This window comes from Streptomyces maremycinicus (genome assembly GCF_001184025.1).
GTDB classification, from domain to species: Bacteria; Actinomycetota; Actinomycetes; order Streptomycetales; family Streptomycetaceae; genus Streptomyces; species Streptomyces maremycinicus.
In genome coordinates, this window is sequence record NZ_BBYG01000008.1 from 91,813 (window position 1) to 114,290 (window position 22,478).

The following is a 22,478-nucleotide window of genomic DNA, read 5'->3' on the forward strand; positions in this document are numbered from 1 at the left end:
TCATGAGCAAGAGCACTGTCGGCGCCGCCCCCGGCGAGACGCCGACCGCGCCCGGCGAGCCCACGGCCGCGACCGAAGAGCCCACGGCCGCGACCGAGGAGACCACGTCCGCGACCGAGGAGACCACGTCCGCGACCGGCGAACAGGACTTCGGCGCCGCGGATTCCCAGCTGTCCACCGCGCCCGTGGAGTCGCTCTCCTCCACGCCGGGCCTGGGCGTGACCGGCTGGGCCCGCTGGTACTGGCGGCAGCTCACCTCGATGCGGGTCGCGCTGCTCCTGCTCCTGCTGCTGGCCCTCGGCGCGATCCCCGGTTCGCTGATCCCGCAGACCGGCAACGACGCGACGAAGGTCGCCGACTTCCAGCAGCGGCACACCACCCTCGCGCCGGTCTACGACAAGCTGGGCCTGTTCCACGTCTACAGCTCGGTGTGGTTCTCCGCGATCTACATCCTGCTGTTCGTCTCCCTCATCGGCTGCATCGTGCCGCGCACCTGGCAGTTCGTGGGCCAGCTGCGCAGCCGTCCGCCGGGCGCGCCCAGGCGTCTGACCAGGCTGCCCGCCTACACGACCTGGCGTACGGACGCCGAACCGGAGCAGGTCCGCGAGGCCGCGCTCGTGCTCCTCAAGCGGCGCCGCTTCCGCGCCCATCTCGCCGGTGACGCGGTCGCCGCCGAGAAGGGCTACCTCCGCGAGGTCGGCAACCTCGTCTTCCACATCGCGCTGATCGTGATGCTGACCGCCTTCGCCTGGGGCCAGCTGTTCAAGACCGAGGGCAACAAGCTGGTCGTCGAGGGCGACGGCTTCTCCAACACCCTCATCTCCTACGACGACTTCAAGTCCGGCACCCTCTTCGACACCGGTGACCTGACGCCCTTCAGCTTCGTGTTGAACAAGTTCACCGGCACCTATGAGGAGAGCGGTCCCAACAAGGGCACCGCGCGCACCTACCAGGCCGCGATCACCTACAGCGTGGGCGCCTACGGCAAGGACAGGAAGACCCTCGTCAAGGTCAACCACCCGCTGGAGATCGGTGACTCCAAGGTCTACCTCACCGCTCACGGCTACGCCCCCCTGGTGACGGTCCGCGACGGCAAGGGCAACGTCGTCTACCACGACGCCGTTCCGCTGCTGCCGCTGGACTCCAACGTCACCTCCTCCGGCGTGATCAAGGTGTACGACGGCTACCGCAACGCCCAGGGCGTGAGCGAGCAGCTCGGCATCATGGCCACCCTCCTGCCGACGTACACGCCGGGCAACGAGACCACCTCGACGTTCCCGTCGCTGCGCAACCCGGTGCTGAACCTGACGCCGTACCACGGTGACCTCGGCGTCAACTCGGGCATCCCGCAGAGCGTGTACCAGCTCGACACGGCCCACATGAAGGGCTTCAAGGACTCCGACAAGCTCCAGCTGCGGGACAACCTCAAGCCCGGCGAGACCATGACCCTCCCGAACGGCGCCGGTTCGGTGACCTACGAGGGCACCCAGGAATGGGCGAATTTCCAGGTCACCCAGCAGCCCGCGAGCGGCTGGGCGCTGGGCGGCGCCATCGCCGCGATCTTCGGCCTCGCCGGTTCCCTGTTCCTCCAGCGCCGCCGGGTCTGGGTGCGCGCGGTGAAGGGCGACGACGGGGTGACGGTCGTCGAGATGGCCGGGCTCGGCCGCAGCGAGTCGGCCAAGGTGCCCGAGGAACTCGGCGACCTCGCCGGGATCCTGTACGACCGGGTTCCCTCGCCCCCGGATCCCGACACCCCTGACACGCCTCGCACTCCAGAACCGTCCGCGTCCTTCGAACCCGAAGCCGTACCTGCCGAAGCCGAAGGGGCTGAGAAGTGACTCTCGCCGCCGCCACCAACGAAAACCTCGCGAGCATCAGCAACACGCTGATCTACTCCGCGATGGCCGTCTACACCCTGGCCTTCTTCGCGTACATCGCCGAGTGGCTCCTCGGCAGCCGCAGCAAGGTGGGCCGTACGGCCGCCGCGCTCACCGCCCCGGCCGCGGCACAGGGCCCGGCCGTCACCGCCAGGAAGAACGGCGGAACGACCGTCCTGGAGCGGCCGCAGGTCGTCGTGCGCTCCGCGGCCGGCGCGCGTGACGTGCCCGACGGGCCCGGCGCGCACGGCGGTGACGAGCAGGGCGACATGTACGGCCGGATCGCCATCTCCCTCACCGTGCTCGCGTTCCTGGTCGAGCTGGGCGGCGTCGTCGCCCGCGCGGCCTCGGTGGAGCGGGCGCCGTGGGGCAACATGTACGAGTTCAACATCACCTTCTCCACGGTCGCCGTCGGTGTGTACCTCGGGCTGCTGGCCCTGAAGAAGAACGTGCGCTGGCTCGGCCTGTTCCTGATCACCTCGGTCCTGCTGGACCTGGGTCTCGCGGTCACCGTCCTCTACACGGCGAGCGACCAGCTGGTCCCGGCGCTGCACTCGTACTGGCTGTACATCCACGTCTCCACCGCGATCTTCTGCGGCGCGGTGTTCTACGTCGGCGCGGTCGCCACGATCCTGTACCTGTTCAAGGACGCCTACGAGAACAAGCTGGCGACCGGCGGCAAGCCCGGCAAGTTCGCCAACTCGGTGCTGGACCGCCTGCCCGCGTCCGCCTCGCTCGACAAGTTCGCCTACCGGGTGAACGCGGCCGTCTTCCCGCTCTGGACGTTCACGATCATCGCGGGCGCGATCTGGGCGGGCGACGCCTGGGGCCGCTACTGGGGCTGGGACCCCAAGGAGACCTGGTCGTTCATCACCTGGGTCGCCTACGCCTGCTACCTGCACGCCCGCGCCACGGCCGGCTGGAAGGGCCGCAAGGCCGCCTACCTGGCCCTGCTCGCGTTCGGCTGCTGGCTGTTCAACTACTACGGCGTCAACATCTTCGTCTCCGGCAAGCACTCGTACGCGGGCGTCTGAGACGCGACCGGTCCACGACCGAAGGCCGGTTCCCGTGACTCAGGTCACGGGAACCGGCCTTCGCCGTACGGACAGGCAGAGGGCGTGGACACGGATTTCCCCGGCCGGGCGCGGGGCGGGCCCGTCATCGCACCGTGATCGAGTCCAGTTTCGCCCGCAAATACACATGCGAGTCGACCGGCTCGTACGCCACCCGGCCCACGGGTGCCGGGACGGACTCCACGAGCGTCCCCGGGGTGCACTCGCCGAAGTAGACGAGGGACATGAGTTCCTCGGCGGGTGCGTCGGCCGGGGGCGGCAGTACGCGGTGCCTGCCCGAGCGCCATCGGTCGCCGGTCCAACGGGCCAGCAGGTCACCGATGTTGACGGTGAAGGCGGCCGGGTCGAAGGGCGCGTCCTCCCAGCCGCCCGCATCCGTCCAGACCTGGAGTCCGCCCTTGCCGGCCTGCCGGTCGAGGATGGTGACAGTGCCGAAGTCGGTGTGCGGGCCGATCCGGAACTGGCCCGGCTGGGGCTCCCCGACGACCTCCGTCCCCGGATACCAGTTGATGTTGAAACCGTAGGTCGGGTGCTCCATGTGCCGGGAGAAGAAGTCCGGTTCGAGGCCGAGGGCCTCCCCGAGCAGGGAGAGCAGCCGGTTTTCCAGCTCGGCCATCCGGGTCAGGTACTCCTCGCACAGCCCTTGGAGTTCCGGCACCTCCGCCGGCCACACGTTCGGGGCGTACCACTCCGCGTCGAGCACCGGGTCGTCGAAGGGCTCGTGCGTGGCGAAGGTCAGCGATTCCTTCAGGTCCGGCGGTGTCGCCGTCCCCTCCGCGTAGCCGTTGGCCTCCGCACCCGGTCCCAGCCAGCCACGCCCGCCGACCTTCGCGCCGTACGCCTGCTTGACGTCGGCGGGCAGCACGAAGAACGTCCGGGCGGCCCGCCGGATGCGGTCGCGCAGGCCGGGGTCGACGCCGTGCCCGGTGATCAGCAGGAAGCCGGCGGTCCGCAGGGCGTCGTCGACGGTCCGGGCGATCGCGGCGCGGGTGCCGGGGGTGCCGTCCAGCCAGGGCCCGAGGTCGATGGTCGGGATACGGGCGGAGGGAGCGGTCGCGGGAGTCGCGGGGGAGTCGGGGGAGGTGTGGTCGGCCTGGGGGCTACTCACCGATGTCCTCGTTCCAGAGAGCCGGGTTCTTCGCGATGAAGTCGCGCATCAGGGCAATGCACGCGGAGTCGTCGAGGAGCACGATCTCGACGCCGTGCTCCGCCAGCCAGTCGTGGCCGCCGCGGAAGGTGCTCGCCTCACCGACGAGCACCCGGGAGATGCCGAACTGGCGGACCAGCCCGGAGCAGTACCAGCAGGGGGACAGCGTCGTCACCATCGTGGTGCCGCGGTACGAGCGCCGGCGTCCCGCGGCACGGAAGGCCGCCGTCTCCGCGTGCGCCGAGGGGTCGTCGTCCTGGACGCGTCGGTTGTGGCCGCGGCCCAGCAGGGTGCCGTCCGGGCCGTGGAGCGCGGCGCCGATCGGGATGCCGCCCTCGGCGAGGCCGGCCCGCGCCTCCTCGACGGCGGTGGCGAGCCACGACCGTGCGGTCGCCTGATCCAGCCGGTCCATGCGGTCCTCCTCGATGGAGTGCGTGCCTTCACGACGATCCGTTCCCGGTGGGGCCCGCGCTGACGCGGGCCCTCACGCGATCGTGTGGGGAACCGGCCGGTGGGCCGACGGGTGGGCCGCAATCCCCCGGGAAACCTCCGCGATCGGGTCGAGTAACCTGTGCCGATCACCGCCGCAGGCGCGGCAGTTGAGCCCCGGCGGAAGGAAAGCTCATGGTTGCCGCTCCCGTTCTTGAGGAGCTGCGGGAGGTCTGCCAGCCGCAGGCCAAGCTCGCCAGTCGCAACGGCGAACACTGGGCGGGACGCCTCTACATGCGGCGCCTCTCGCTGCGGTTCACCCGCCAGCTGGTGCGCACCCGGGTCACCCCGGACCAGCTGACCTGGACGATGGTGGTGTGCGGGGTGCTGTCCGGCGCCGCGCTGCTGATCCCCGGCCTCACGGGGGCCGTGCTCGCCGCACTCCTGATGCAGTTGTTCCTGCTCTTCGACTGCGTGGACGGCGAGGTCGCCCGCTGGAAGGGACAGAACAGCGCGACCGGCATCTACGTCGACCGGCTCGGCGCCTATCTGGCCGACGCGGCGCTCATGATCGGCTTCGGCTTCCGGGCCGCGGAGTCCGGCCTCGGCGGCTGGGCGGGCTTCAACGGCTGGGTGTCGCTGGGTCTCGCGACCGCGCTCGGCGTCGTGCTGCTGAAGGCCTCGACCGACCTGGTGGACGTCGCCCGGGCCCGGCGCGGCCTCGCCGTCGCCGACGACGAGGCCACCGCGCCCCGCTCCCAGGGCGTCGCCTCACTGCGCCGCCTCGCCGCGGCCTTCAAGATCCACCGGGTCACCAACGGCATCGAGGCCTCCCTGGTCCTGCTCGCCGTGGCCGCCCTGGACGCGGCGACCGGCGGTGTCGGGCCGACCCGTTGGGCACTGGCGGCCATCGCCGCGATCACCTGGCTGATGGTCCCGGCGCACCTGCTGTCGATCCTGTCGTCGTCCCGCCTGCGGTGACCCGGGCGAGGCGGCCGCGGAGGGCGCCCACGCCCTCCGGCGTCGCAGGGGCGGGCCGTCGGCGGAACGAGAGCCCGGCGATGGACTGATCAGGTGATTTCATGATCGGTCCGGCTGCTGCCGGGGTGCGTCAGCCAGAGGGGATCCGTGTCCGCTCCTAGGGTCCGACCTTGTCGATCTCCGGTGTGCAGGGTGTGGAGGACCAAGGTGCGAAGACTCGGAAAGCTTCCGCTGCGTAAGGGCTTGATCGCCGGTGCCGCGCTGTCGGTCCTCACGGCCGCCGCGGTCGTGCCCGGCTCCGCGCGGGCCGCCGAGCCCGCGTCGGCCGGGCGGTGGATCGTACAGCTGAAGGACACGGTCACCGATCCGGGCAAGGTCGCCGAGGAACAGGCGAAGGGCCAGGCCTCGGACGGCGGGAGCCGGCTGCGCCATGTCTTCGACGCCACCGTGGACGGGACGGCCCTCAAGGGGTACGCCCTGGAGGCCACGGCGGAACAGATCGCGGCCATCCGCACCGACCCGCAGGTCGCCTCCGTCGAACCCGACGGACAGGTGTCCCTGCCCGAGCCGGTCGCCGGTTCGTCGCCGCGGGTGCCGCGGCAGCGGGCGGTCGCACCGGGCACCGGCGGTGTCGCCCACCAGGGCGATCCGCTGCTCGCCGGGCAGTGGGGCCTGTTCCGGATCGGCGCCGTGGCGGGCTCCGAGCACGGATTCCGGGTGCCCGCGGCCGCCCGGGTCGGGGTGGCGGTGCTGGACACCGGCGTGGACGCCGGTCACCCGGACCTGCGGGTGGCGGGGAACGTCAACTTCAGCGCCTCGCCGAGCGCTGACGACTTCGCCGGCCACGGAACGCACGTCGCGGGCATCGTCCAGGCGCTCGACAACGGCATCGGCGCGGTGGGCACCGCCCCCGGCACCCGACTGTGGAACGTCAAGGTCCTGGGTGACAACGGCTCAGGGCTCTTCTCCGACCTCATCGCGGGACTGAACTGGGTCGCCCGCAACGCCCGGGCGAAGAACATCCGGGTCGCCAACCTCAGCCTGGGGACCGCGACCGACAGCCCGCTGGTGCACCAGGCCGTCCGGCTGGCCGCCCAGGCGGGTGTCGCCGTGGTGGCCTCGGCGGGCAACACCGGCACGACCGCGCCGAACTACCCGGCGGCCTATCCGGAGGCGATCAGCGTCGCCGCCACCACGGTGTTCGACCAGCGGGCCCGCTTCTCCAACCACGGGGCGTCCTGGGTGGACATCGCCGCCCCGGGCAGCGACATCCTCTCCACGCTCCCCACCCGCGCGACGTCCCGCGGCGAGGACCACGGCTTCCTCTCCGGGACGAGCATGGCCGCGCCCTTCGTCACCGGCTCCGCGGCGCTGTGTCTGACCTCGGGTCACTGCCGGGGCACCGCCCGGGACATCCTGCGCACCCTCGGCCGGGACGCGCTGCCCGTCGCCGGCACCGGCTCGGACTACCGCTACGGACTCGTCCAGGTCGGCTGCTACTGGCGGAACGCCCCCCGGTGCGCGCCGAGGTCCGTCGCACACGACGCGGCCTAGACAGGGCCTCGGCCCCGGGCACCGCTGCGGCACCCGCGTCCCACCGGGACCGCGGGCGCCGCAGGCGTTCGTCAGCTCTGCGGAGGCTGGGGGTCCTCACCGGACTCGCGGCGCTTCAGCTCGTCCTCGCGGCGGCGCAGGTCGGCCTCCCAGTCCTTGAGCAGGGCCTCGTCGTTCTTGCCCTCGCCCTCGTTGTCCTTGTCGTTCTTGAGGGACTTGAGGAACTCGGGGTTGTCGTCCGGCGCGACCCACTCGGCGCGCCGGACGCGGGGCGACCCGCCCGCGGTGCCACCGCCCACGGGCGCGCGCCGCGCCTTGCCGGCCACCAGCCAGGCGACCGGACCGACGAGCACCTCGCCGAAGAGCAGGATGATGATGACCCAGACCACCTTCGGCAGCCCTCGCACCTCCTCCTCGGGGGTGTTGAGGCAGTCGATGAAGGCGTAGATCCACAGCGCCAGTACCAGCAGGAACGGCAGATACCTGAGCATGGTGGCGGGTTCCCCCAGGAGACGGCGACGGGGGCGCGGGACGGCCCCGGTGACCGGCCCAGGGTAGCGGGTGGCGGAAATCGCTCCCTCGCGGGCGGCCCCGGTGCGCGCCGGGGCGGGCGGCGTAACCCGGGGCGCGCGTCGGCGCCGGACGGGCCTCGGCGATACTGGGACACATGGCTTACGACGATCTTCGTTCCCTGCTCAGGGCACTGGAACGCGAAGGCGACCTCAAGCGCGTCAAGGCTGAGGTCGATCCGTATCTGGAGGTCGGGGAGATCGTCGACCGGGTCCAGAAGTCCGGCGGCCCCGCGTTGCTCTTCGAGAACGTGAAGGGGTCGAGCATGCCCCTCGCGATGAACGTGTTCGGCACCGACCGGCGGCTCCTGAAGGCCCTCGGCCTCAAGTCGTACGCCGAGATCAGCGAGAAGATCGGCGGCCTGCTGCGCCCCGAGCTGCCGCACGGCTTCGTCGGTGTCCGTGAGGCGTTCGGCAAGCTCGGCGCGATGACGCACGTCCCGCCGAAGAAGGTGAAGCCGCAGGACGCTCCCGTCCAGGAGGTCGTCCTGCACGGCGACGACGTCGACCTCGACGCCCTTCCCGCCCTCTTCACCTGGCCGCAGGACGGCGGCTCCTTCTTCAACCTGGGCCTGACGCACACCAAGGACCCGGAGAGCGGCATCCGCAACCTCGGTCTGTACCGCCTCCAGCGCCACGACAAGCGCACGATCGGCATGCACTGGCAGATCCACAAGGACAGCCGGAACCACTACCAGGTCGCGGCCCGCAAGGGCGAGCGGCTGCCGGTCGCGATCGCCTTCGGCTGCCCGCCCGCCGTGACGTACGCCTCCACCGCCCCCCTCCCCGGCGACATCGACGAGTACCTCTTCGCCGGCTTCATCGCGGGCAAGCGGATCGAGATGGTCGACTGCAAGACGGTCCCGCTCCAGGTGCCCGCTCAGGCCGAGGTCGTGATCGAGGGCTGGCTGGAGCCGGGCGAGATGCTGCCGGAGGGCCCCTTCGGCGACCACACCGGCTTCTACACCCCGCAGGAGCCGTTCCCCGCCCTGAAGATCGACTGCGTGACGATGCGCAAGCGCCCGCTGCTCCAGTCGATCGTGGTCGGCCGGCCGCCGACGGAGGACGGCCCGCTGGGCCGCGCCACGGAGCGGTTCTTCCTCCCGCTCCTCAAGGTCATCGTCCCGGACATCGTGGACTACCACCTGCCCGAGGCCGGCGGCTTCCACAACTGCGCGATCGTCTCGATCGACAAGAAGTACCCCAAGCACGCGCAGAAGGTCATGCACGCGGTCTGGGGCGCCCACATGATGTCGCTGACCAAGCTGATCGTGGTCGTCGACGCGGACTGCGACGTCCACGATCTGCACGAGGTCGCCTGGCGGGCGCTCGGCAACACCGACTACGCCCGTGACCTGTCCGTCGTCGAAGGCCCGGTCGACCATCTCGACCACGCCTCCTACCAGCAGTTCTGGGGCGGCAAGGCGGGTATCGACGCGACCCGGAAGTGGCCCGAGGAGGGGTACACGAGGGACGGCGGCTGGCCGGAGATGGTGCTGTCCGACCCGGATACGGCGGCGAAGGTCGACCGCCGCTGGAAGGAGTACGGACTGTGAGCTCCGCTTCCGCGGCGATGCCCCGGCCGGGACGCACGAAGGCCTTCCTGCGGCTGGTGATGATCGAGCACTCGGTCTTCGCGCTGCCCTTCGCCTACATCGCCGCGCTGACGGCGATGTTCCAGACCGACGGGAACATCCACTGGGGCAGGCTGCTGCTGGTCACCGTCTGCATGGTGGGCCTGCGCACCTTCGCCATGGCGGTCAACCGGATCATCGACCGCGAGATCGACGCCCGTAACCCCCGCACGGCACAGCGCGAACTGGTGACGGGCGCGATGTCGGTGCGGCACGCCTGGACCGGTGCCCTGATCGCCCTGGTGATCTTCCTGGGCGCGGCGGCGCTGCTGAACCCGCTCTGCCTGGCCCTGGCCCCCATCGCGGTGATCCCGATGGTGGTGTACCCGTACGGCAAACGCTTCACGAACTTCCCGCAGGCGATCCTCGGCCTGGCGCAGGCGATGGGCCCGATCGGCGGCTGGCTGGCGATCACCGGCGAGTGGTCCTGGGACGCGGTGATCCTGGGCCTGGCGGTGGGCGTCTGGATCGGCGGCTTCGACCTGATCTACGCCTGCCAGGACGTCGAGACGGACCGCGAGGTCGGCGTCATGTCGGTCCCGGCCCGTTTCGGTGTCCCGGCGGCGGTCAAGGGCGCGCGGGTCTGCCACGCGATCACGACGGCCCTGTTCGTCTGGTACGCCCTGGCCACGGACGCCGGCGTCTTCTTCTGGCTCGGCCTGGTGATCGTCGCGGGCGCCTTCGTCTACGAGCACACGATCGTGCGGCCGCATGATCTGACCCGTCTGAACAGGGCGTTCTTCTCGACGAACGGCTTCATCGGCATCAGCTTGTTCGGCTGCGCGCTGATCGACCTGCTGGTGCGCGGGCTCACGCTCTAGGCCGGTCCGGTCCGGCCGGTACGGACCTGTACTCCGTCCGGGTGAACGGGCGGGCGGGGGGAGCGAAGGGGGCGGGCGGGCTCCAGGGCCGACCGGTCCTGAAGACCTCGCCGCCCACCGGTACGCTCAAGGTGTGAACGCAGGAGAAACGCAGCGCGTGCCTTGGATCGTGGGGGTGTCCGGGGCGTCCGGTACGCCCTATGCCGCCGCTGTGCTGCGCGCGCTGCTCGTCGCGGGCGAGAGCGTCGACCTGGTGGTCAGCCGGGCCTCGCGGCTCACCCTGCTGGACGAGACGGGCATCTCCTTCCGGGACGCGCACTGGCGCGACGACCTGCGGGAATGGCTCGCGCGGGGGGCCGACGGGAAGCCGGCCGCCTTCGACGTGGACCTCGCGGACGAGGGCGACCGGGTGCGGTACTGGGCGGCCGGGGACCTGGCCGCCGGGCCGTCCTCCGGGTCGTACGCCACGAAGGGCATGCTGATCGTGCCCGCCTCCACCGCCTGTGTGGCCGGGGTCGCCCTCGGGCTCTCCAAGGACCTCCTCCAGCGGGCGGCGAGCGTGACGCTCAAGGAGCGGCGCCCGCTGGTCGTGTCCGTCCGGGAGACCCCGCTGAACGGCCAGACCCTGCGTCATCTGGTCGCCCTGGACGACGCGGGCGCGAGTGTCGTGCCGGCCTCCCCGGCGTTCTACGCGGGCGCCACCCACATCCAGGACCTGGTGGACTTCGTCGCCGGACGGGTCCTCGACGCGGCGGGCGTCGGGCACGGGCTGTACCGCCGCTGGAAGGGCGATATCGGCGGCGGCTCCCGTCCTCCCGCCTGAGCGCCGGGCGGCACGGACGGCACGCACCACCACTTCGGGAACCACCACTTCAGGACTCCCCCCACACTTCTTCATCTCTCCTCACCGGAAGGCTTCGATCGCATGGACGCGGTGGACAGGCAGCTCATCCAGGCCCTGAGGGAGAACGGCCGGGCCTCGTACGCGGAGCTGGGGCGCCTCGTCGGTCTGTCGGGACCCAGCGTCACCGACCGCATCAACCGGCTGGAGGCGGCCGGTGTCATCACCGGCTACCGCGCCACGGTGAACGCCGCCCAGCTCGGTCTCGGCGTCACCGCCCTCATCGGCATCTCCCTCTCCGACGCCGCCGACCACGAGGACGTGGCGAACCGCATGAAGGACCTCGGCGAGATCGAGGACTGCTGGTTCATCGCCGGGGACGACTCGTTCATGCTCAAGGTGCGGGCGAACGACGTGGACGGCCTGGAGCGGATCATCCGGCGGCTCAGCGGGACCAAGGGCGTGTCCCGGACCCGCACCACCATCGTGCTCTCCACCAAGTGGGAGAACCGGGTCGGGGAGCTTCCGGAAGAGGTATAGCCGTACGGTGGGTTGTCGGTTGTCGATGGGTCATCGCAGAACGTCGTGGAGAGGTGTGGGCATGGATGTCGGACTCAAGCGCGAGCTCGAGGAGAAGGTCAGGGCCGGTGAGCGGCTGACCCGTGAGGACGGCATCGCGCTGTACGAGTCGGACGACCTGGCGTGGCTGGGCGGACTGGCGCACGAGGTGCGGACCCGTAAGAACGGCGACGTCGTGCACTTCAACGTCAACCGTCACCTCAACATGACGAACGTGTGCACGGCGTCCTGCGCCTACTGCTCCTTCCAGCGCAAGCCGGGCGAGAAGGACGCGTACACGATGCGCATCGAGGAGGCGGTGAAGCTCGCCAAGGCGATGGAGGGCGAGAACCTCACCGAGCTGCACATCGTCAACGGCCTGCACCCGAACCTGCCGTGGCGCTATTACCCGCGCTCGCTGCGGGAGCTGAAGGCCGCGCTGCCGGAGGTCTCCCTGAAGGCGTTCACGGCGACGGAGATCCACCACTTCGAGACGATCAGCGGGCTGTCCGCCTCCGAGATCCTCGACGAGCTGATCGACGCCGGTCTGGAGTCGCTGACCGGTGGCGGCGCCGAGATCTTCGACTGGGAGGTCCGGCAGCACATCGTCGACCACCGCACCCACTGGGAGGACTGGTCGCGCATCCACCGGCTGGCGCACGAGAAGGGGCTCAAGACCCCGTGCACCATGCTCTACGGCCACATCGAGGAGCCCCGCCACCGCGTCGACCACGTCCTGCGCCTGCGTGAGCTCCAGGACGAGACGAACGGCTTCCAGGTCTTCATCCCGCTGCGCTACCAGCACGACTTCGTGGACATGAAGGACGGCAAGGTCCGCAACCGGCTCCAGGCCCGCACCCAGATGGCGACCGGCGCGGAGGCCCTGAAGACCTTCGCGGTCTCCCGGCTGCTCTTCGACAACGTGCCGCACGTCAAGGTCTTCTGGGTCATGCACGGCGTGCAGACCGCGCAGCTCGCGCTCCAGCACGGCGCCGACGACATGGACGGCTCGGTCGTCGAGTACAAGATCACGCACGACGCCGACAACTACGGCACGCCGAACAAGCTCACCCGCGACGACCTGCTGGACCTCATCCGGGACGCCGGCTTCCGCCCGGTGGAGCGCAACACGCGGTACGAGATCATCCGCGAGTACGACGGCCCCGACCCGGCGCTGCGCGAGTCGCCGCAGCCGATGCGGGTCTGAGGCGCTAGGCCTCTCTTTCGGATCTTGTCGGCGGCCGTGGGGTCTGGCACAGGGAACCGCCGCCGCAAAGCGACCTGATCCGAAAGAAAGGCCCTGGGAACGAGGACGGGGAAGTCGGGGCCGCGTAAGGATTACCATCCTTTCGTGGCCCTTACTTTCACTCTCGACCCCGCCGTCACCCCCGCCCTGCGTGACGGCATCCTCGACCTGTGGACGGACGTCTCCAACGCGGGCGGAGCGGTCGGCTTCGTGGCGCCGGTGGAGCGCGAGACGGTCCGGCCGGAACTGGTCCGCCACCTCGTCCAGATGGCCGAGGGCCGGACCCGGCTGCTCGTCGGGCACGACCCGGCCGGCGAGGTGGCCGCGACGGCGTTCTTCAGCTTCAACACCCACCGGCTCCAGACCCACTGGGTGATGCTGTACACGGTGATGGTGCACCCCCGGCACCAGGGCCGGGGTTACGGCCGTGACCTGCTGGCGGCGGCCGCCGAGGAGGCCCGCGCCTTCGACGGCATCGAGGCGATCCGGCTCACCTGCCGCGGCGGACTCGGCCTGGAGCGCTTCTACGGCTCCTGCGGCTACAAGGAGGTCGGCCGGATCCCCGGCGCCATCAGGGTCGCGCCGGACGACGACCGCGACGACGTCATCATGCTGCTGCCCCTCACCTGACCGCTCCGACCGCTCGCCCCCCGATGCAAGATCGGGACCCCGGCGTGCTTCACTGGATGACGGCCCCTTTTGGATTCGGAAGAGTGGATTGACATGCTCCGCTACACACTGATGCGCCTCGGTGTCTTCGCCGGCTGCCTCGTGGTCGTCTGGGGTCTCGTCTACTCGGGCGTCGTGCCGCGCGGTCTCGGCGACTCCAACATCATGTGGATCCTGCTGCTCTCGCTGGTGATCTCCGCGCCGATCAGCTTCGTGGTGCTGCGCAAGGAACGCGACCGCGCCTCGGTGAACGTCGTGCAGCGCGTGGACCGCATGAAGGCCAACCTGGAGGCCAACCGCTCCCAGGAGGACGCCACCGTCGACGAGGCGGCGCACGCGCAGACCCCCGCTCCGGGCCAGGCGCGGACCTCCTAGCAGGCGGCCCGCGGGAGCCGGACCGGGGGCCCGCGGGAGCCGGACCGGGCCGGGAGCCCGGCGGGCCCAACTACGCTGTGTCCATGGGTGCCGTGAAGACCAAGCGGATGCCGCGTGCGGTCCGTGAGCAGCAGATGCTGGACGCCGCCGTGGAGACCTTCGGCCGCCGGGGGTACATGGCGGCGTCGATGGACGAGATCGCCGAACTCGCGGGCGTGTCCAAGCCGTTGGTGTACCTGTACCTGAACTCCAAGGAAGACCTCTTCACCGCCTGCATCCGGCGCGAGGCCAAGGCGCTCGTCGCGGCGGTGCGCACCGGCGTGCGCACCGACCTGCCCGCCGACCGCCAACTCTGGGACGGCCTGCGGGCGTTCTTCGCGCACACCGCCGAGCATCCGCACGCCTGGTCCGTCCTGCACCTCCAGGCCCGCACCCATGGCGAGCCCTTCGCCGCCGAGGTCACGGCGATGCGCGAGGAGATCGTCGCGTTCGTCACCCAGCTGATCGTGGTCGCGGCCAGGGAGGCGCACCGCGACCCCGACCTTCCCGAGCGCGAGGTCGCCGGACTGGCCGAGGCGCTGGTCGGCGCCGCCGAGTCCCTCGCCGCCTGGGCCAACACCGCCGAGGGCACCACGGCCCGTCAGGCCGCGGCCACCCTGATGAACTTCGCCTGGGCGGGCCTGGGCAACCTCATGGACGGCCGTCCCTGGACCCCACCGGAGGCCTGAGGGCCCTCGGCGGGGTCACCGGGGTCGCCTCAGCCCAGCTCCATGGCGTCCGCCGGTACCAGCGCCGGGGCCTGCTCGCTGTCCGAGGCCGAGGAGTCGGATTCGGAACCGTACCCGGTGTCCACCCGCTCCTGGCCCTCGCAGTCGACCCGGAGGCTGACATGCGTGCCGCCGCCCGTCTGCGCCGCCGTGTGGATACGCAGCGCGAGCATGTCGGCGTTGGCGATGGTGTAGTCGGACTCACCGATGTTGGAGGCCTTGCTCGGCCAGTAGGGGCCGGGACGCTTGGAGTCGTCGCCGACGAAGAGTTCCATGTAGCAGACCATGCAGGGCCGCTTGACCCCGGCGATCGCGGAGACGCTTCCCGCCGGCGCGCTCTCCACGATGCGGCGTTCGGCGTGCAGGCCGTCCGTGGCGGCGTCCTCCCGCTTCGGAGGCACGCTCACCGAGCCGCCGAGAGCCTGGAGAACCGCGCTGTACGCCTCCCTGCCCTGCCCGTCACCCAGCAGACGTGAGGCCAGCTTCTGGGCGTGCCGCTGCTCGAGTGCCGTGCGGCTGGAGAGATGGGGCTCACCGGCCTTCAGGACGGCGGTGAGGAACTCCGCGGCGCTGGCCTTGCCCTCGTACAGGTCGGTGAGTGCCTTGTTGGCGCCGTCCTTGTTCGACGAGATGTACAGCTGGAACCGCGTGGCGACGCCGTCCGGCCCCTCCTGCTGGACGGCACTCACGCCCGCCTGTACTTCCTCGGGCTGCTTGCGCAGGTCGTTGAGGTAGTTGAAGGTCACGGTGGAGATCCAGCGCAGGGCCTGTTCCGGGCGTTCCGCCGAGAAGGAGCGTTCCTTCCGGATGTTCTCGGTGCCGTGGTACATCGCGCTCAGCGCGGCGCCCTTGAGCCCCTCGCTCTTCGCGTGCGCGGGGGCGTTGTCGGAGGCGATCGGGAAGTGCACGGTCTTGTTCTGCTGTCCGCCGTACTCCTTCCAGCCGTGGTTCTGCACGAGCGCCCTGGTGATCGCCTGTGCCACGGTCGCCTTCTTGCCGCCCCTGGCGGCCTTGGCCTTGGTGGCCTCCTTGGGCATCCGCTGCACGCTCTGCCGTTCGCCGGTCCCGGCCGCCGCCCGCTGTACCGGGGCCCCGTGTCCCGCCGAGCCGGGCAGCGAGAGGTCGGGGGTCGAACCCTGCGCGACCAGCCGGCCGTTGGTGGCCGACTGGCGCTCGAAGGCGTCACCCGGGTCGGACACCTTCACGCCCGAGCCGTTGTCCTTGCCCGCCACCGGGCCCTGCGACTGCTGCCGGACGTGGTCGAGTTCGTGGAACATCGTCTCGTCGTCCACCCGGGGCGAGCCGAGCACGATGTGATGGCCGACGGTCATGGCGTGGGCCTGGAACTCGGCGCTCGCGCGCTGGGCGGTCGCGTCGTTGTGCACCCGCACGTGACCGAGCGGCATCCCGTACGCCTGCTCGGCCTTGGCCCGGATGCGCGGGTCCAGGGAGCTGCCGCCGGATCCGGTCACCTCGGCCAGCGACACCTCGCGCTGTACCGTCGCCAGCTGTGCCTCGTCCGTCTCCGCCCGCTGGACCGACCGGTCCGCGTGGCCGCAGCCGGGGCCGTGCTCGTGCCGCTGGTCCTCGATGGCGCGCGTCACCGCCGCGTTGCCCGCCGAGCGCTGGAGCGCGAGCAGTCCCGCCGCCGGCCCCGGGAGCGACGACCGTGCGGAGCCCCTCCCGGCCTTGGACCGGGGGTTGCCACCCAGGTCTTTCTCCTGGTCCTGCGCGCGCATGGACGCTCCCTTCAGCGACAGAGCCATCTGAACCCACCACTGTGCTCGACGGGACGTGACCGGGGTAAGGACCTCGAGGGCAGTGTCGGGGTCCGATCGCGCAGGATCACCGGCCGATCCGGCACACCCGCACCGCGACGGACCGGGCGAGCGGCTACCCCCTGCCCGCGAGGCGGCGCACCGACCCGGGGTCCGGTCGCCCGGGGCCCGGTCACGGCGTGAGGTGGTCCACCCGGCCGCTCACGTGCACCCGTTCCGAGGCCCCCCTGCCGCGCAGTTCGAAGCGTGCGCCGTCCGCCGCGAAGGTCACCGTTCCCGGGAGCAGGACCGGTGCCCGGAACTCCGCGTGGATCCGTACGGCCTGGGGGGTGCCGTGGGCCGCGAGGCAGCGGGCCACCGTCCACATGCCGTGCGCGATGGCCCGGGGGAAGCCGAAGAGGCGGGCGGTGAGCGGGTGGAGGTGGATGGGGTTGCGGTCGCCCGACGCGGCACCGTAGCGCCGTCCGACATCCGCGGCGAGCCGCCACTCGTCGAGCACGGGGAGCGGCCGGGGGGCCGGTGCCGACGGTGGGGGACCGGGCCGCGGATCCGGCGGTGCGGATGCGGGTGCGGTCTCGGGTGCGGGTGCGGTTTCCGGAGCGAGCACGGGCTCGGGCACGGGCTCGGTGCGGTGCCGGGACAGATAGGTGCTCGTCGACTCCCACACGACCGCGCCGCCGTCCCGCAGCTCCGTGACGACGACCGCCTCGGTCCCGCGTCGGTGTGCGGCCAACCGCTCGACGTGCACGGTGAGTTCATGGCTGCCGGTGGCCGCGACCGCGGTGTGGCGGGTGATCTCGATCGACGTGTGGACGAGGCCGAGCAGCGGCAGCGGGAAGCCGCGGCCGCTCATGATCCGCATGGCCAGCGGGAAGCCCAGGACGTGGGGGTAGGTGAGCGGCAGGGAGTCCTCACCGGTCGGGAAGCCGCAGACCCGTTCGTAGGCGGCCAGCCGGGCGAGGTCCACCCGCAGCCCGGGCAGCACGAGCCGGTCGCCGGCGCCGGGGAAGGCGGCGCCGGGGCGGGGTCGCCTGAACGGCGAGCGCAGCGCGCCGAGGGCGAGCCGCGGACCGAGGGCGGGAGGCCCGGACAGGAGGGTCACCGTGCCGGTCACTCACGCCCCCAGCAGACTCTGGCCGCACACGCGCACGACCTGTCCGTTCACCGCGCCGGACGCCGGGTGGGCGAGCCAGGCGGTGGTCTCGGCGACGTCGGCGGGCAGGCCGCCCTGGGCGAGGGAGTTCATCCGGCGGCCCGCCTCACGGATGAACAGGGGCACGGCGGCCGTCATCCTCGTCTCGATGAAGCCGGGCGCCACCGCGTTCACCGTGACCCCGTGCTCGGCGAGCGCGCGCGGCGCGAGGGACCGGACCAGACCGGCGACGCCCGCCTTGCTCGCGCCGTAGTTCGTCTGCCCCGCGTTGCCCGCGAGTCCGGCGATGGAGGCGGTGGCCACGATCCGCCCGCCGGGTCGCAGGGTGCCCTTGGCGAGCAGCGCGTCCGTGCTGCGCAGCACGCTCGCCAGGTTGACGTCGAGCACGGAACTCCAGCGCTCGGCGGGCATGTTGACCAGCCGTCGGTCCCGCGTGATCCCCGCGTTGTGGATCAGTATGTCCAACCCGTCGGGCAGTTCGGCGGCGATCCGCTCGCCCGCGTCGGCGGCCGTGATGTCGAGGGTGAGGGCGCTGCCGCCCAGCCGTGCGGCGACCCGGCGGGCGTCGTCCGCGGCCTGCGGTACGTCCAGGACGACGACCTGGGCGCCGTCCCGGGCCAGCGCCTCGGCTACCGCCTCTCCGATGCCGCGGGCGGCGCCGGTGACGAGCGCGGTCCGGCCGGCGAGCGGCAGGTCCCACTCGACCGGGCCGTCGGGCCCCTCGGCCGCCACCCCGATCACCTGGCCGCTGACGTAGGCCGACTTGGGGGAGAGCAGGAAACGCAGGGTGGACTCGGCGGCGGAGGCGTCGGTCAGCCGGACGAGGTTCACCGTCCTGCCCCACCCGATCTCCTTGCCCAGGGACCGCACGAAGCCCTCCAGGGCCTGCTGCACGGCCGCCTGGTGGTGGTCCGCCGCGTCCAGGGGCGCGCCCAGCACGACGACCCGGCCGCTCGCCGCGACCGACCGTAGGACCGGGTGCAGGGCCGCGTGCACCTCGGCGAGCGCGTCGACGTCCCGGACCCCGGTCGCGTCGAGGACCACGGCGGCGACGGCGGGGCCTGCGGGACCTGCGACGGCGGGGCCTGCGGGACCTGCGACGGCGGGGCCGGTGGACCCGGTGGATCCACTGCCGGACCCGGCACCGGAACCGGCTCCCCACCCGGCGCCGGAGACCATGTCCCGCGTGGTCGTGGGCAGCCCGGTGCGGGCCAGGACCGGCGCGAGGTCGAGGCCGGACGGGCCGCCGGCCGTGAGGTGCAGCAAGTGGCCGTCGAGACGAGGCCGTTCGGCCGTCCAGCGGCGCAGCGCCGACGGTTGCGGGAGCCCCAGCCGCGAGGTGAGGAACCGGCCGGGGGCCGTGGCGGTGAAGCTCAGATAGCGGTCGGCCATGATGATCTCCCACGGGCTCGGCGCACACCTCGTACCGGGTGCTTACTCTGAAGTAAGGTTACCGTGGGTAAGTCTAGGTCACGGGTGAGGAGCAGGTCGAGATGAGTACCTCGGAACCGTCACGGGCGAGCCGGCGAGTGAGCCATCTGAAGGTCGCGGAGAGCGGCGCGCCGCAACCCCGGCCGGAACTGCCGCGCATCCGCCGCGTGGCGATCGTCGGCGGCACCCGCATCCCCTTCGCCCGCTCCGACGGCCCCTACGCCACCGCCTCCAACCAGGAGATGCTGACGGCGGCCGTGAACGGCCTGGTGAACCGCTACGCGCTCGACGTGCCGGGCGTCGTGGGCGAGTTGGTCGCCGGGGCCGTCCTCAAGCACAGCCGCGACTTCAACCTCGCCCGCGAGACCGTCCTCGGCTCGAAGCTGGACGCCCGCACCCCCGCCTACGACATCCAGCAGGCCTGCGGCACCGGCCTCCAGGCGGTGATCGCCGCCGCCAACAAGATCGCCCTGGGTCAGACCGGGTCCGCGATCGCGGGCGGCGCCGACACCGCGAGCGACGCCCCGCTCGGCGTCAACGACGGGCTGCGCCGGATCCTTCTGGAGGCCCGCCGGGCGAAGTCGACAGGCGCCCGCCTCGGCGCCCTCGCGCGGATCCGCCCCTCCCATCTGATCCCGGAGATCCCGCGCAACGCCGAACCGCGCACCGGTCTCTCCATGGGCGAGCACGGGGCGGTCACCGCCCGCGCCTGGGGCGTCGAACGCGAGGCGCAGGACGAACTGGCGGCCACCAGCCACCAGCGGCTCGCGGCCGCCTACGAACGCGGCTTCTTCGGCGACCTGGTGGTCCCCTTCCGGGGCCAGACCCGCGACCACAACCTCCGACCGGACTCCACGGTCGGCAAACTGGCCGCGCTCAAGCCGGTGTTCGGTACCGGCGGACCGAACCCCACCATGACGGCGGGGAATTCGACACCGCTGACCGACGGCGCGGCGGTCGTGCTTCTCGCCTCCGAGGAATGGGCCGAGGCGCGGGGCCTGGAGCCGCTCGCCTACCTGACGGCGTACGAGACGGCCGCCGTGGACTTCGTGCGCGGCGATGTCGCCGACGGCGAGGACGGACTGCTGATGGCGCCCGCGTACGCCGTCCCGCGCATGCTGGCCCGGACCGGCCTGGGCATCGAGGACTTCGACCTGGTCGAGATCCACGAGGCCTTCGCCTCGCAGGTGCTGGCGACGCTCGCGGCCTGGGAGAAGCAGGGGCTGGCGCCGGTCGACCGCGACCGGCTGAACGTGGCCGGCTCGTCCCTCGCCACCGGCCATCCCTTCGCGGCGACCGGTGCCCGCATCGTGGCCACCCTGGCCAAGCTGCTCGCCGAACGCGAGGGCCCCGCAAGGGGGTTGATCTCGATCTGCGCGGCGGGCGGACAGGGAGTCACGGCGATTCTGGAACGAACGTGAAGGTTCCTCATATAACCCCCGAGATTGCACATCCCCAGCTCCGGAACATCCCGGAAGGCGCACAAGCCCCACACGTGAGCGCCGTACGATCCCCTACCTAACTGGCGGTAACCCCTATCTGGGGGGCATCCCGCTTGAACGCCTCGGTGCGCGAGGCACGTACGTCATGCAGCAAGCAGTTTCGTCGCTGCACGCCCAGGGAGCCGCCCGTGTCCACCCCGTACCCAGCCGACGGTTCGGCCTACGCCGATCCCGACGCTCCCCCCACCCTGGTCGAACCCGAGACACGACGACTGGACGGTGTGGTCCGGGAGGCGTCCGTCGCGGCGCTGGCACGCCCGGTGACGTACGGCTCGCTCGCCGACCTGCCCTACGACAACGCGGCCGCCGACCCCGGTGCGGTGGTCCTCAGCCGCAAGGGGCAGGACGGCGAGTGGACGGACATCACGGCCGAGCGTTTCGCCTCCCAGGTCCACGCGGTGGCCAAAGGGCTGATCGCGGAGGGCCTCGTCCCCGGCGACCGGATCGCCATCATGGCCCGCACGACCTACGAGTGGACGCTGCTCGACTTCGCGGCCTGGGCGGCCGGCCTGGTCACCGTGCCGATCTACCCGACCTCGTCCGTCTTCCAGACCCGCTGGATCCTCCATGACTCCGGCGCGGTCGCCCTGGTCACCGAGAGCACCTCCCAGGCCGCCGCCCTCGGCCCCGAACTCGACCGGCTGCCCGACCTGCACCGCCTGTGGGTGATGGAGAAGGACCATGTGGACCGGCTGATCGAGGCGGGTGAGCACGTACCGGACGCCGAGGTGGAGATCCGCCGGGGGATGCTCGTCCCCGACACGCTCGCCACCCTCATCTACACCTCAGGCACCACGGGCCGGCCCAAGGGCTGCGCTCTCACCCACGGCAACTTCTTCGCCGAGGTCGACAACGCCATCGAACTGCTCTACCCGGTCTTCAAGTCGGACGCCGAGGACCTCTCCGTCCTCCTCTTCCTCCCCATGTCCCACGTCTTCGGCCGCATGGTCGCCATCGCCTGCGTCCGCGCCCGGGTCCGCCTCGGCCACGCACCGAGCCTGAAGGCCGACGAACTCCTCCCGGACCTGGCGGCCTTCAGACCCACCTGTCTGCTGGCCATCCCGTACATGCTCGAGAAGATCTTCAACACCGCCCGCGCCAAGGCCGAGGCCGGCGGCAAGCTGTCCTCCTTCGACCGGGCGGCCAACGTGGCCCGCCGCTACGGCGAGGCCGTCGAGGCACACAAGACCGGCCGGGGCTCCGGTCCCGCGGCCACCCTCCGCGCCGCCCGCACCTTCTACGACCCGCTCGTCTACCGCCGCATCCGCAACGCCATGGGCGGCCGCGTCCGCCACGCCATCTGCGGCGGCTCGCCCCTCGGCCAGCACCTCTCCGCCTTCTACCTCGGAGCGGGCATCGAGATCTACGAGGGCTACGGCCTGACGGAGACGACCGGCGCGTCCACGGTCACCCCGCCGCTCAAACCCCGCCTGGGCACGGTCGGCTGGCCGCTGCCGGGGACGAAGATCCGCATCGCGGCGGACGGCGAGATCCTGATCGCCGGCGAACACGTCCTGCGGGGCTACTGGGACCCGGCGGCGGGCGGAGTGGTCCCGGCCGCCCCCGACGGCTGGCTGCCCACCGGCGACATCGGCGAACTGGACGACGAGGGCTATCTGACGATCACCGGCCGCAAGAAGGAGATGATCATCACGGCGGGCGGCAAGAGCGTCGCCCCCGCGCCCCTGGAGAACTGGCTGCGCTCCCACCCCCTGGTCTCGCAGGCCATGGTCCTCGGCGACGGCCGCCCCTATGTCTCCGTCCTCCTCACCCTCGACCCGGACGGCCTCACCCACTGGCGCCAGATGAACGGCAAGCACCCGGTCCCGGTGGAGCTGCTGATGGACGACCCGGACCTGCACGCCGTGCTCCAGCGGGCGATCGACGAGGCCAACAAGCTGGTCTCGCGCCCCGAGTCGATCCGCCGCTTCGCCATCCTGCCGACCGACTTCTCGGAGCACGCAGGCCACCTCACCCCCTCGATGAAACTCCGCCGGGAGGCGGTCCTGGCGGACTTCGCGGACCAGGTGGAGGGGCTGTACCAGCACTGAAAGGGCTGGCGGGGATGCCGTC

At 71.5% G+C, this 22,478-nt stretch carries 20 protein-coding genes; 14 read left to right on the plus strand and 6 right to left on the minus strand.

All coding sequences use genetic code 11. The features are described from left to right. The first annotated feature begins 2 nt into the window (after window positions 1–2). Both resB and ccsB read left to right on the plus strand, forming a co-directional pair. Window positions 3–1,838, plus strand: coding sequence for a cytochrome c biogenesis protein ResB (resB, locus tag AOQ37_RS00495; RefSeq protein ID WP_078889918.1), 1,836 nt, complete (start codon window positions 3–5; stop codon window positions 1,836–1,838). Further along, window positions 1,835–2,911: a c-type cytochrome biogenesis protein CcsB gene (ccsB, locus tag AOQ37_RS00500; RefSeq protein WP_062640022.1), complete on the plus strand. Its 1,077-nt coding sequence runs from the start codon at window positions 1,835–1,837 to the stop codon at window positions 2,909–2,911. The genes resB and ccsB overlap by 4 nt, the downstream gene beginning before the upstream one ends. A 124-nt stretch (window positions 2,912–3,035) precedes the next feature. Here ccsB and AOQ37_RS00505 read toward each other — a convergent pair whose 3' ends face one another. Both AOQ37_RS00505 and AOQ37_RS00510 read right to left on the minus strand, forming a co-directional pair. Then, window positions 3,036–3,986 (minus strand): isopenicillin N synthase family dioxygenase, encoded by a 951-nt coding sequence (locus AOQ37_RS00505; protein ID WP_062641317.1) that lies wholly within the window; start codon window positions 3,984–3,986, stop codon window positions 3,036–3,038. Window positions 3,987–4,050: 64 nt separating this feature from the next. Further along, on the minus strand, window positions 4,051–4,509 hold the full coding sequence (locus tag AOQ37_RS00510) for a nucleoside deaminase (RefSeq protein ID WP_062640024.1): 459 nt from the start codon (window positions 4,507–4,509) through the stop codon (window positions 4,051–4,053). A 212-nt stretch (window positions 4,510–4,721) separates the two neighbouring features. Between AOQ37_RS00510 and AOQ37_RS00515 the strand changes: the two genes are divergently transcribed. After that, window positions 4,722–5,507, plus strand: a complete 786-nt coding sequence (locus AOQ37_RS00515) for a CDP-alcohol phosphatidyltransferase family protein (RefSeq protein ID WP_062640026.1) — start codon at window positions 4,722–4,724, stop codon at window positions 5,505–5,507. Window positions 5,508–5,714: 207 nt separating this feature from the next. Continuing rightward, entirely contained in the window at window positions 5,715–7,061 is a 1,347-nt protein-coding gene (locus AOQ37_RS00520; RefSeq protein ID WP_159401279.1) for a S8 family serine peptidase, read from the plus strand. A gap of 71 nt (window positions 7,062–7,132) precedes the next feature. On the opposite strand, the gene AOQ37_RS00525 is transcribed toward AOQ37_RS00520, so the two are convergent. Beyond that, the gene (locus AOQ37_RS00525) at window positions 7,133–7,552 is read right to left on the minus strand and encodes a PLD nuclease N-terminal domain-containing protein (protein WP_062640029.1); all 420 of its coding nucleotides are present in this window, start codon (window positions 7,550–7,552) and stop codon (window positions 7,133–7,135) included. A gap of 176 nt (window positions 7,553–7,728) precedes the next feature. Here AOQ37_RS00525 and AOQ37_RS00530 point away from each other — a divergent pair, with 176 nt between their 5' ends. The 8 genes from AOQ37_RS00530 to AOQ37_RS00565 all read left to right on the plus strand — a co-directional run bounded on the left by AOQ37_RS00530 (window position 7,729) and on the right by AOQ37_RS00565 (window position 14,502). Further along, entirely contained in the window at window positions 7,729–9,186 is a 1,458-nt protein-coding gene (locus AOQ37_RS00530; protein WP_062640031.1) for a menaquinone biosynthesis decarboxylase, read from the plus strand. Continuing rightward, window positions 9,183–10,085 carry a menaquinone biosynthesis prenyltransferase MqnP gene (gene mqnP, locus AOQ37_RS00535; RefSeq protein WP_062640034.1) on the plus strand — a complete coding sequence of 301 codons (903 nt, stop codon included), beginning with the start codon at window positions 9,183–9,185 and terminating at the stop codon, window positions 10,083–10,085. The genes AOQ37_RS00530 and mqnP overlap by 4 nt, the downstream gene beginning before the upstream one ends. A 157-nt stretch (window positions 10,086–10,242) precedes the next feature. Continuing rightward, window positions 10,243–10,908 (plus strand): UbiX family flavin prenyltransferase, encoded by a 666-nt coding sequence (locus AOQ37_RS00540; protein ID WP_062640036.1) that lies wholly within the window; start codon window positions 10,243–10,245, stop codon window positions 10,906–10,908. 102 nt (window positions 10,909–11,010) lie between these two features. Continuing rightward, window positions 11,011–11,466 carry an Lrp/AsnC family transcriptional regulator gene (locus AOQ37_RS00545; protein ID WP_020130097.1) on the plus strand — a complete coding sequence of 152 codons (456 nt, stop codon included), beginning with the start codon at window positions 11,011–11,013 and terminating at the stop codon, window positions 11,464–11,466. 61 nt (window positions 11,467–11,527) lie between these two features. Then, window positions 11,528–12,691, plus strand: coding sequence for an aminofutalosine synthase MqnE (mqnE, locus tag AOQ37_RS00550; RefSeq protein WP_062640038.1), 1,164 nt, complete (start codon window positions 11,528–11,530; stop codon window positions 12,689–12,691). A 144-nt stretch (window positions 12,692–12,835) separates the two neighbouring features. Further along, window positions 12,836–13,360 carry a GNAT family N-acetyltransferase gene (locus tag AOQ37_RS00555; protein WP_062640041.1) on the plus strand — a complete coding sequence of 175 codons (525 nt, stop codon included), beginning with the start codon at window positions 12,836–12,838 and terminating at the stop codon, window positions 13,358–13,360. A gap of 93 nt (window positions 13,361–13,453) precedes the next feature. Continuing rightward, complete coding sequence (locus AOQ37_RS00560; RefSeq protein WP_062640043.1) at window positions 13,454–13,774, plus strand: DUF4229 domain-containing protein; 321 nt, start codon at window positions 13,454–13,456, stop codon at window positions 13,772–13,774. An 83-nt stretch (window positions 13,775–13,857) separates the two neighbouring features. Then, entirely contained in the window at window positions 13,858–14,502 is a 645-nt protein-coding gene (locus AOQ37_RS00565) for a TetR/AcrR family transcriptional regulator (RefSeq protein ID WP_062640045.1), read from the plus strand. A gap of 29 nt (window positions 14,503–14,531) precedes the next feature. Here the strand turns inward: AOQ37_RS00565 and AOQ37_RS00570 are convergent, their stop codons facing one another. From AOQ37_RS00570 to AOQ37_RS00580, 3 genes are all read right to left on the minus strand, one after another. Next, window positions 14,532–16,280 carry an eCIS core domain-containing protein gene (locus AOQ37_RS00570; RefSeq protein ID WP_062640047.1) on the minus strand — a complete coding sequence of 583 codons (1,749 nt, stop codon included), beginning with the start codon at window positions 16,278–16,280 and terminating at the stop codon, window positions 14,532–14,534. 211 nt (window positions 16,281–16,491) lie between these two features. Beyond that, window positions 16,492–17,433, minus strand: coding sequence for a MaoC family dehydratase (locus tag AOQ37_RS00575; RefSeq protein ID WP_062640049.1), 942 nt, complete (start codon window positions 17,431–17,433; stop codon window positions 16,492–16,494). Beyond that, window positions 17,434–18,864, minus strand: coding sequence for a 3-oxoacyl-ACP reductase (locus tag AOQ37_RS00580; RefSeq protein WP_062640051.1), 1,431 nt, complete (start codon window positions 18,862–18,864; stop codon window positions 17,434–17,436). A 101-nt stretch (window positions 18,865–18,965) separates the two neighbouring features. Between AOQ37_RS00580 and AOQ37_RS00585 the strand changes: the two genes are divergently transcribed. Together AOQ37_RS00585 and AOQ37_RS00590 are read left to right on the plus strand one after the other, a co-directional pair. Then, window positions 18,966–20,324: an acetyl-CoA C-acetyltransferase gene (locus AOQ37_RS00585; RefSeq protein ID WP_374701467.1), complete on the plus strand. Its 1,359-nt coding sequence runs from the start codon at window positions 18,966–18,968 to the stop codon at window positions 20,322–20,324. A 209-nt stretch (window positions 20,325–20,533) separates the two neighbouring features. Next, window positions 20,534–22,456 carry an AMP-dependent synthetase/ligase gene (locus AOQ37_RS00590; RefSeq protein ID WP_062640053.1) on the plus strand — a complete coding sequence of 641 codons (1,923 nt, stop codon included), beginning with the start codon at window positions 20,534–20,536 and terminating at the stop codon, window positions 22,454–22,456. The last annotated feature ends 22 nt before the right edge of the window (window positions 22,457–22,478 follow it).

Coding starts and splice junctions, on each gene's coding strand:
- resB (WP_078889918.1), top strand. CDS start 3: ATGAGCAAGAGCACTGTCGGCGCCGCCCCCGGCGAGACGCCGACCGCG.
- AOQ37_RS00530 (WP_062640031.1), top strand. CDS start 7,729: ATGGCTTACGACGATCTTCGTTCCCTGCTCAGGGCACTGGAACGCGAA.
- AOQ37_RS00580 (WP_062640051.1), bottom strand. CDS start 18,864: ATGGCCGACCGCTATCTGAGCTTCACCGCCACGGCCCCCGGCCGGTTC.
- AOQ37_RS00560 (WP_062640043.1), top strand. CDS start 13,454: ATGCTCCGCTACACACTGATGCGCCTCGGTGTCTTCGCCGGCTGCCTC.
- AOQ37_RS00585 (WP_374701467.1), top strand. CDS start 18,966: ATGAGTACCTCGGAACCGTCACGGGCGAGCCGGCGAGTGAGCCATCTG.
- AOQ37_RS00565 (WP_062640045.1), top strand. CDS start 13,858: ATGGGTGCCGTGAAGACCAAGCGGATGCCGCGTGCGGTCCGTGAGCAG.
- mqnE (WP_062640038.1), top strand. CDS start 11,528: ATGGATGTCGGACTCAAGCGCGAGCTCGAGGAGAAGGTCAGGGCCGGT.
- AOQ37_RS00545 (WP_020130097.1), top strand. CDS start 11,011: ATGGACGCGGTGGACAGGCAGCTCATCCAGGCCCTGAGGGAGAACGGC.
- AOQ37_RS00510 (WP_062640024.1), bottom strand. CDS start 4,509: ATGGACCGGCTGGATCAGGCGACCGCACGGTCGTGGCTCGCCACCGCC.
- AOQ37_RS00525 (WP_062640029.1), bottom strand. CDS start 7,552: ATGCTCAGGTATCTGCCGTTCCTGCTGGTACTGGCGCTGTGGATCTAC.
- AOQ37_RS00570 (WP_062640047.1), bottom strand. CDS start 16,280: ATGCGCGCGCAGGACCAGGAGAAAGACCTGGGTGGCAACCCCCGGTCC.
- AOQ37_RS00515 (WP_062640026.1), top strand. CDS start 4,722: ATGGTTGCCGCTCCCGTTCTTGAGGAGCTGCGGGAGGTCTGCCAGCCG.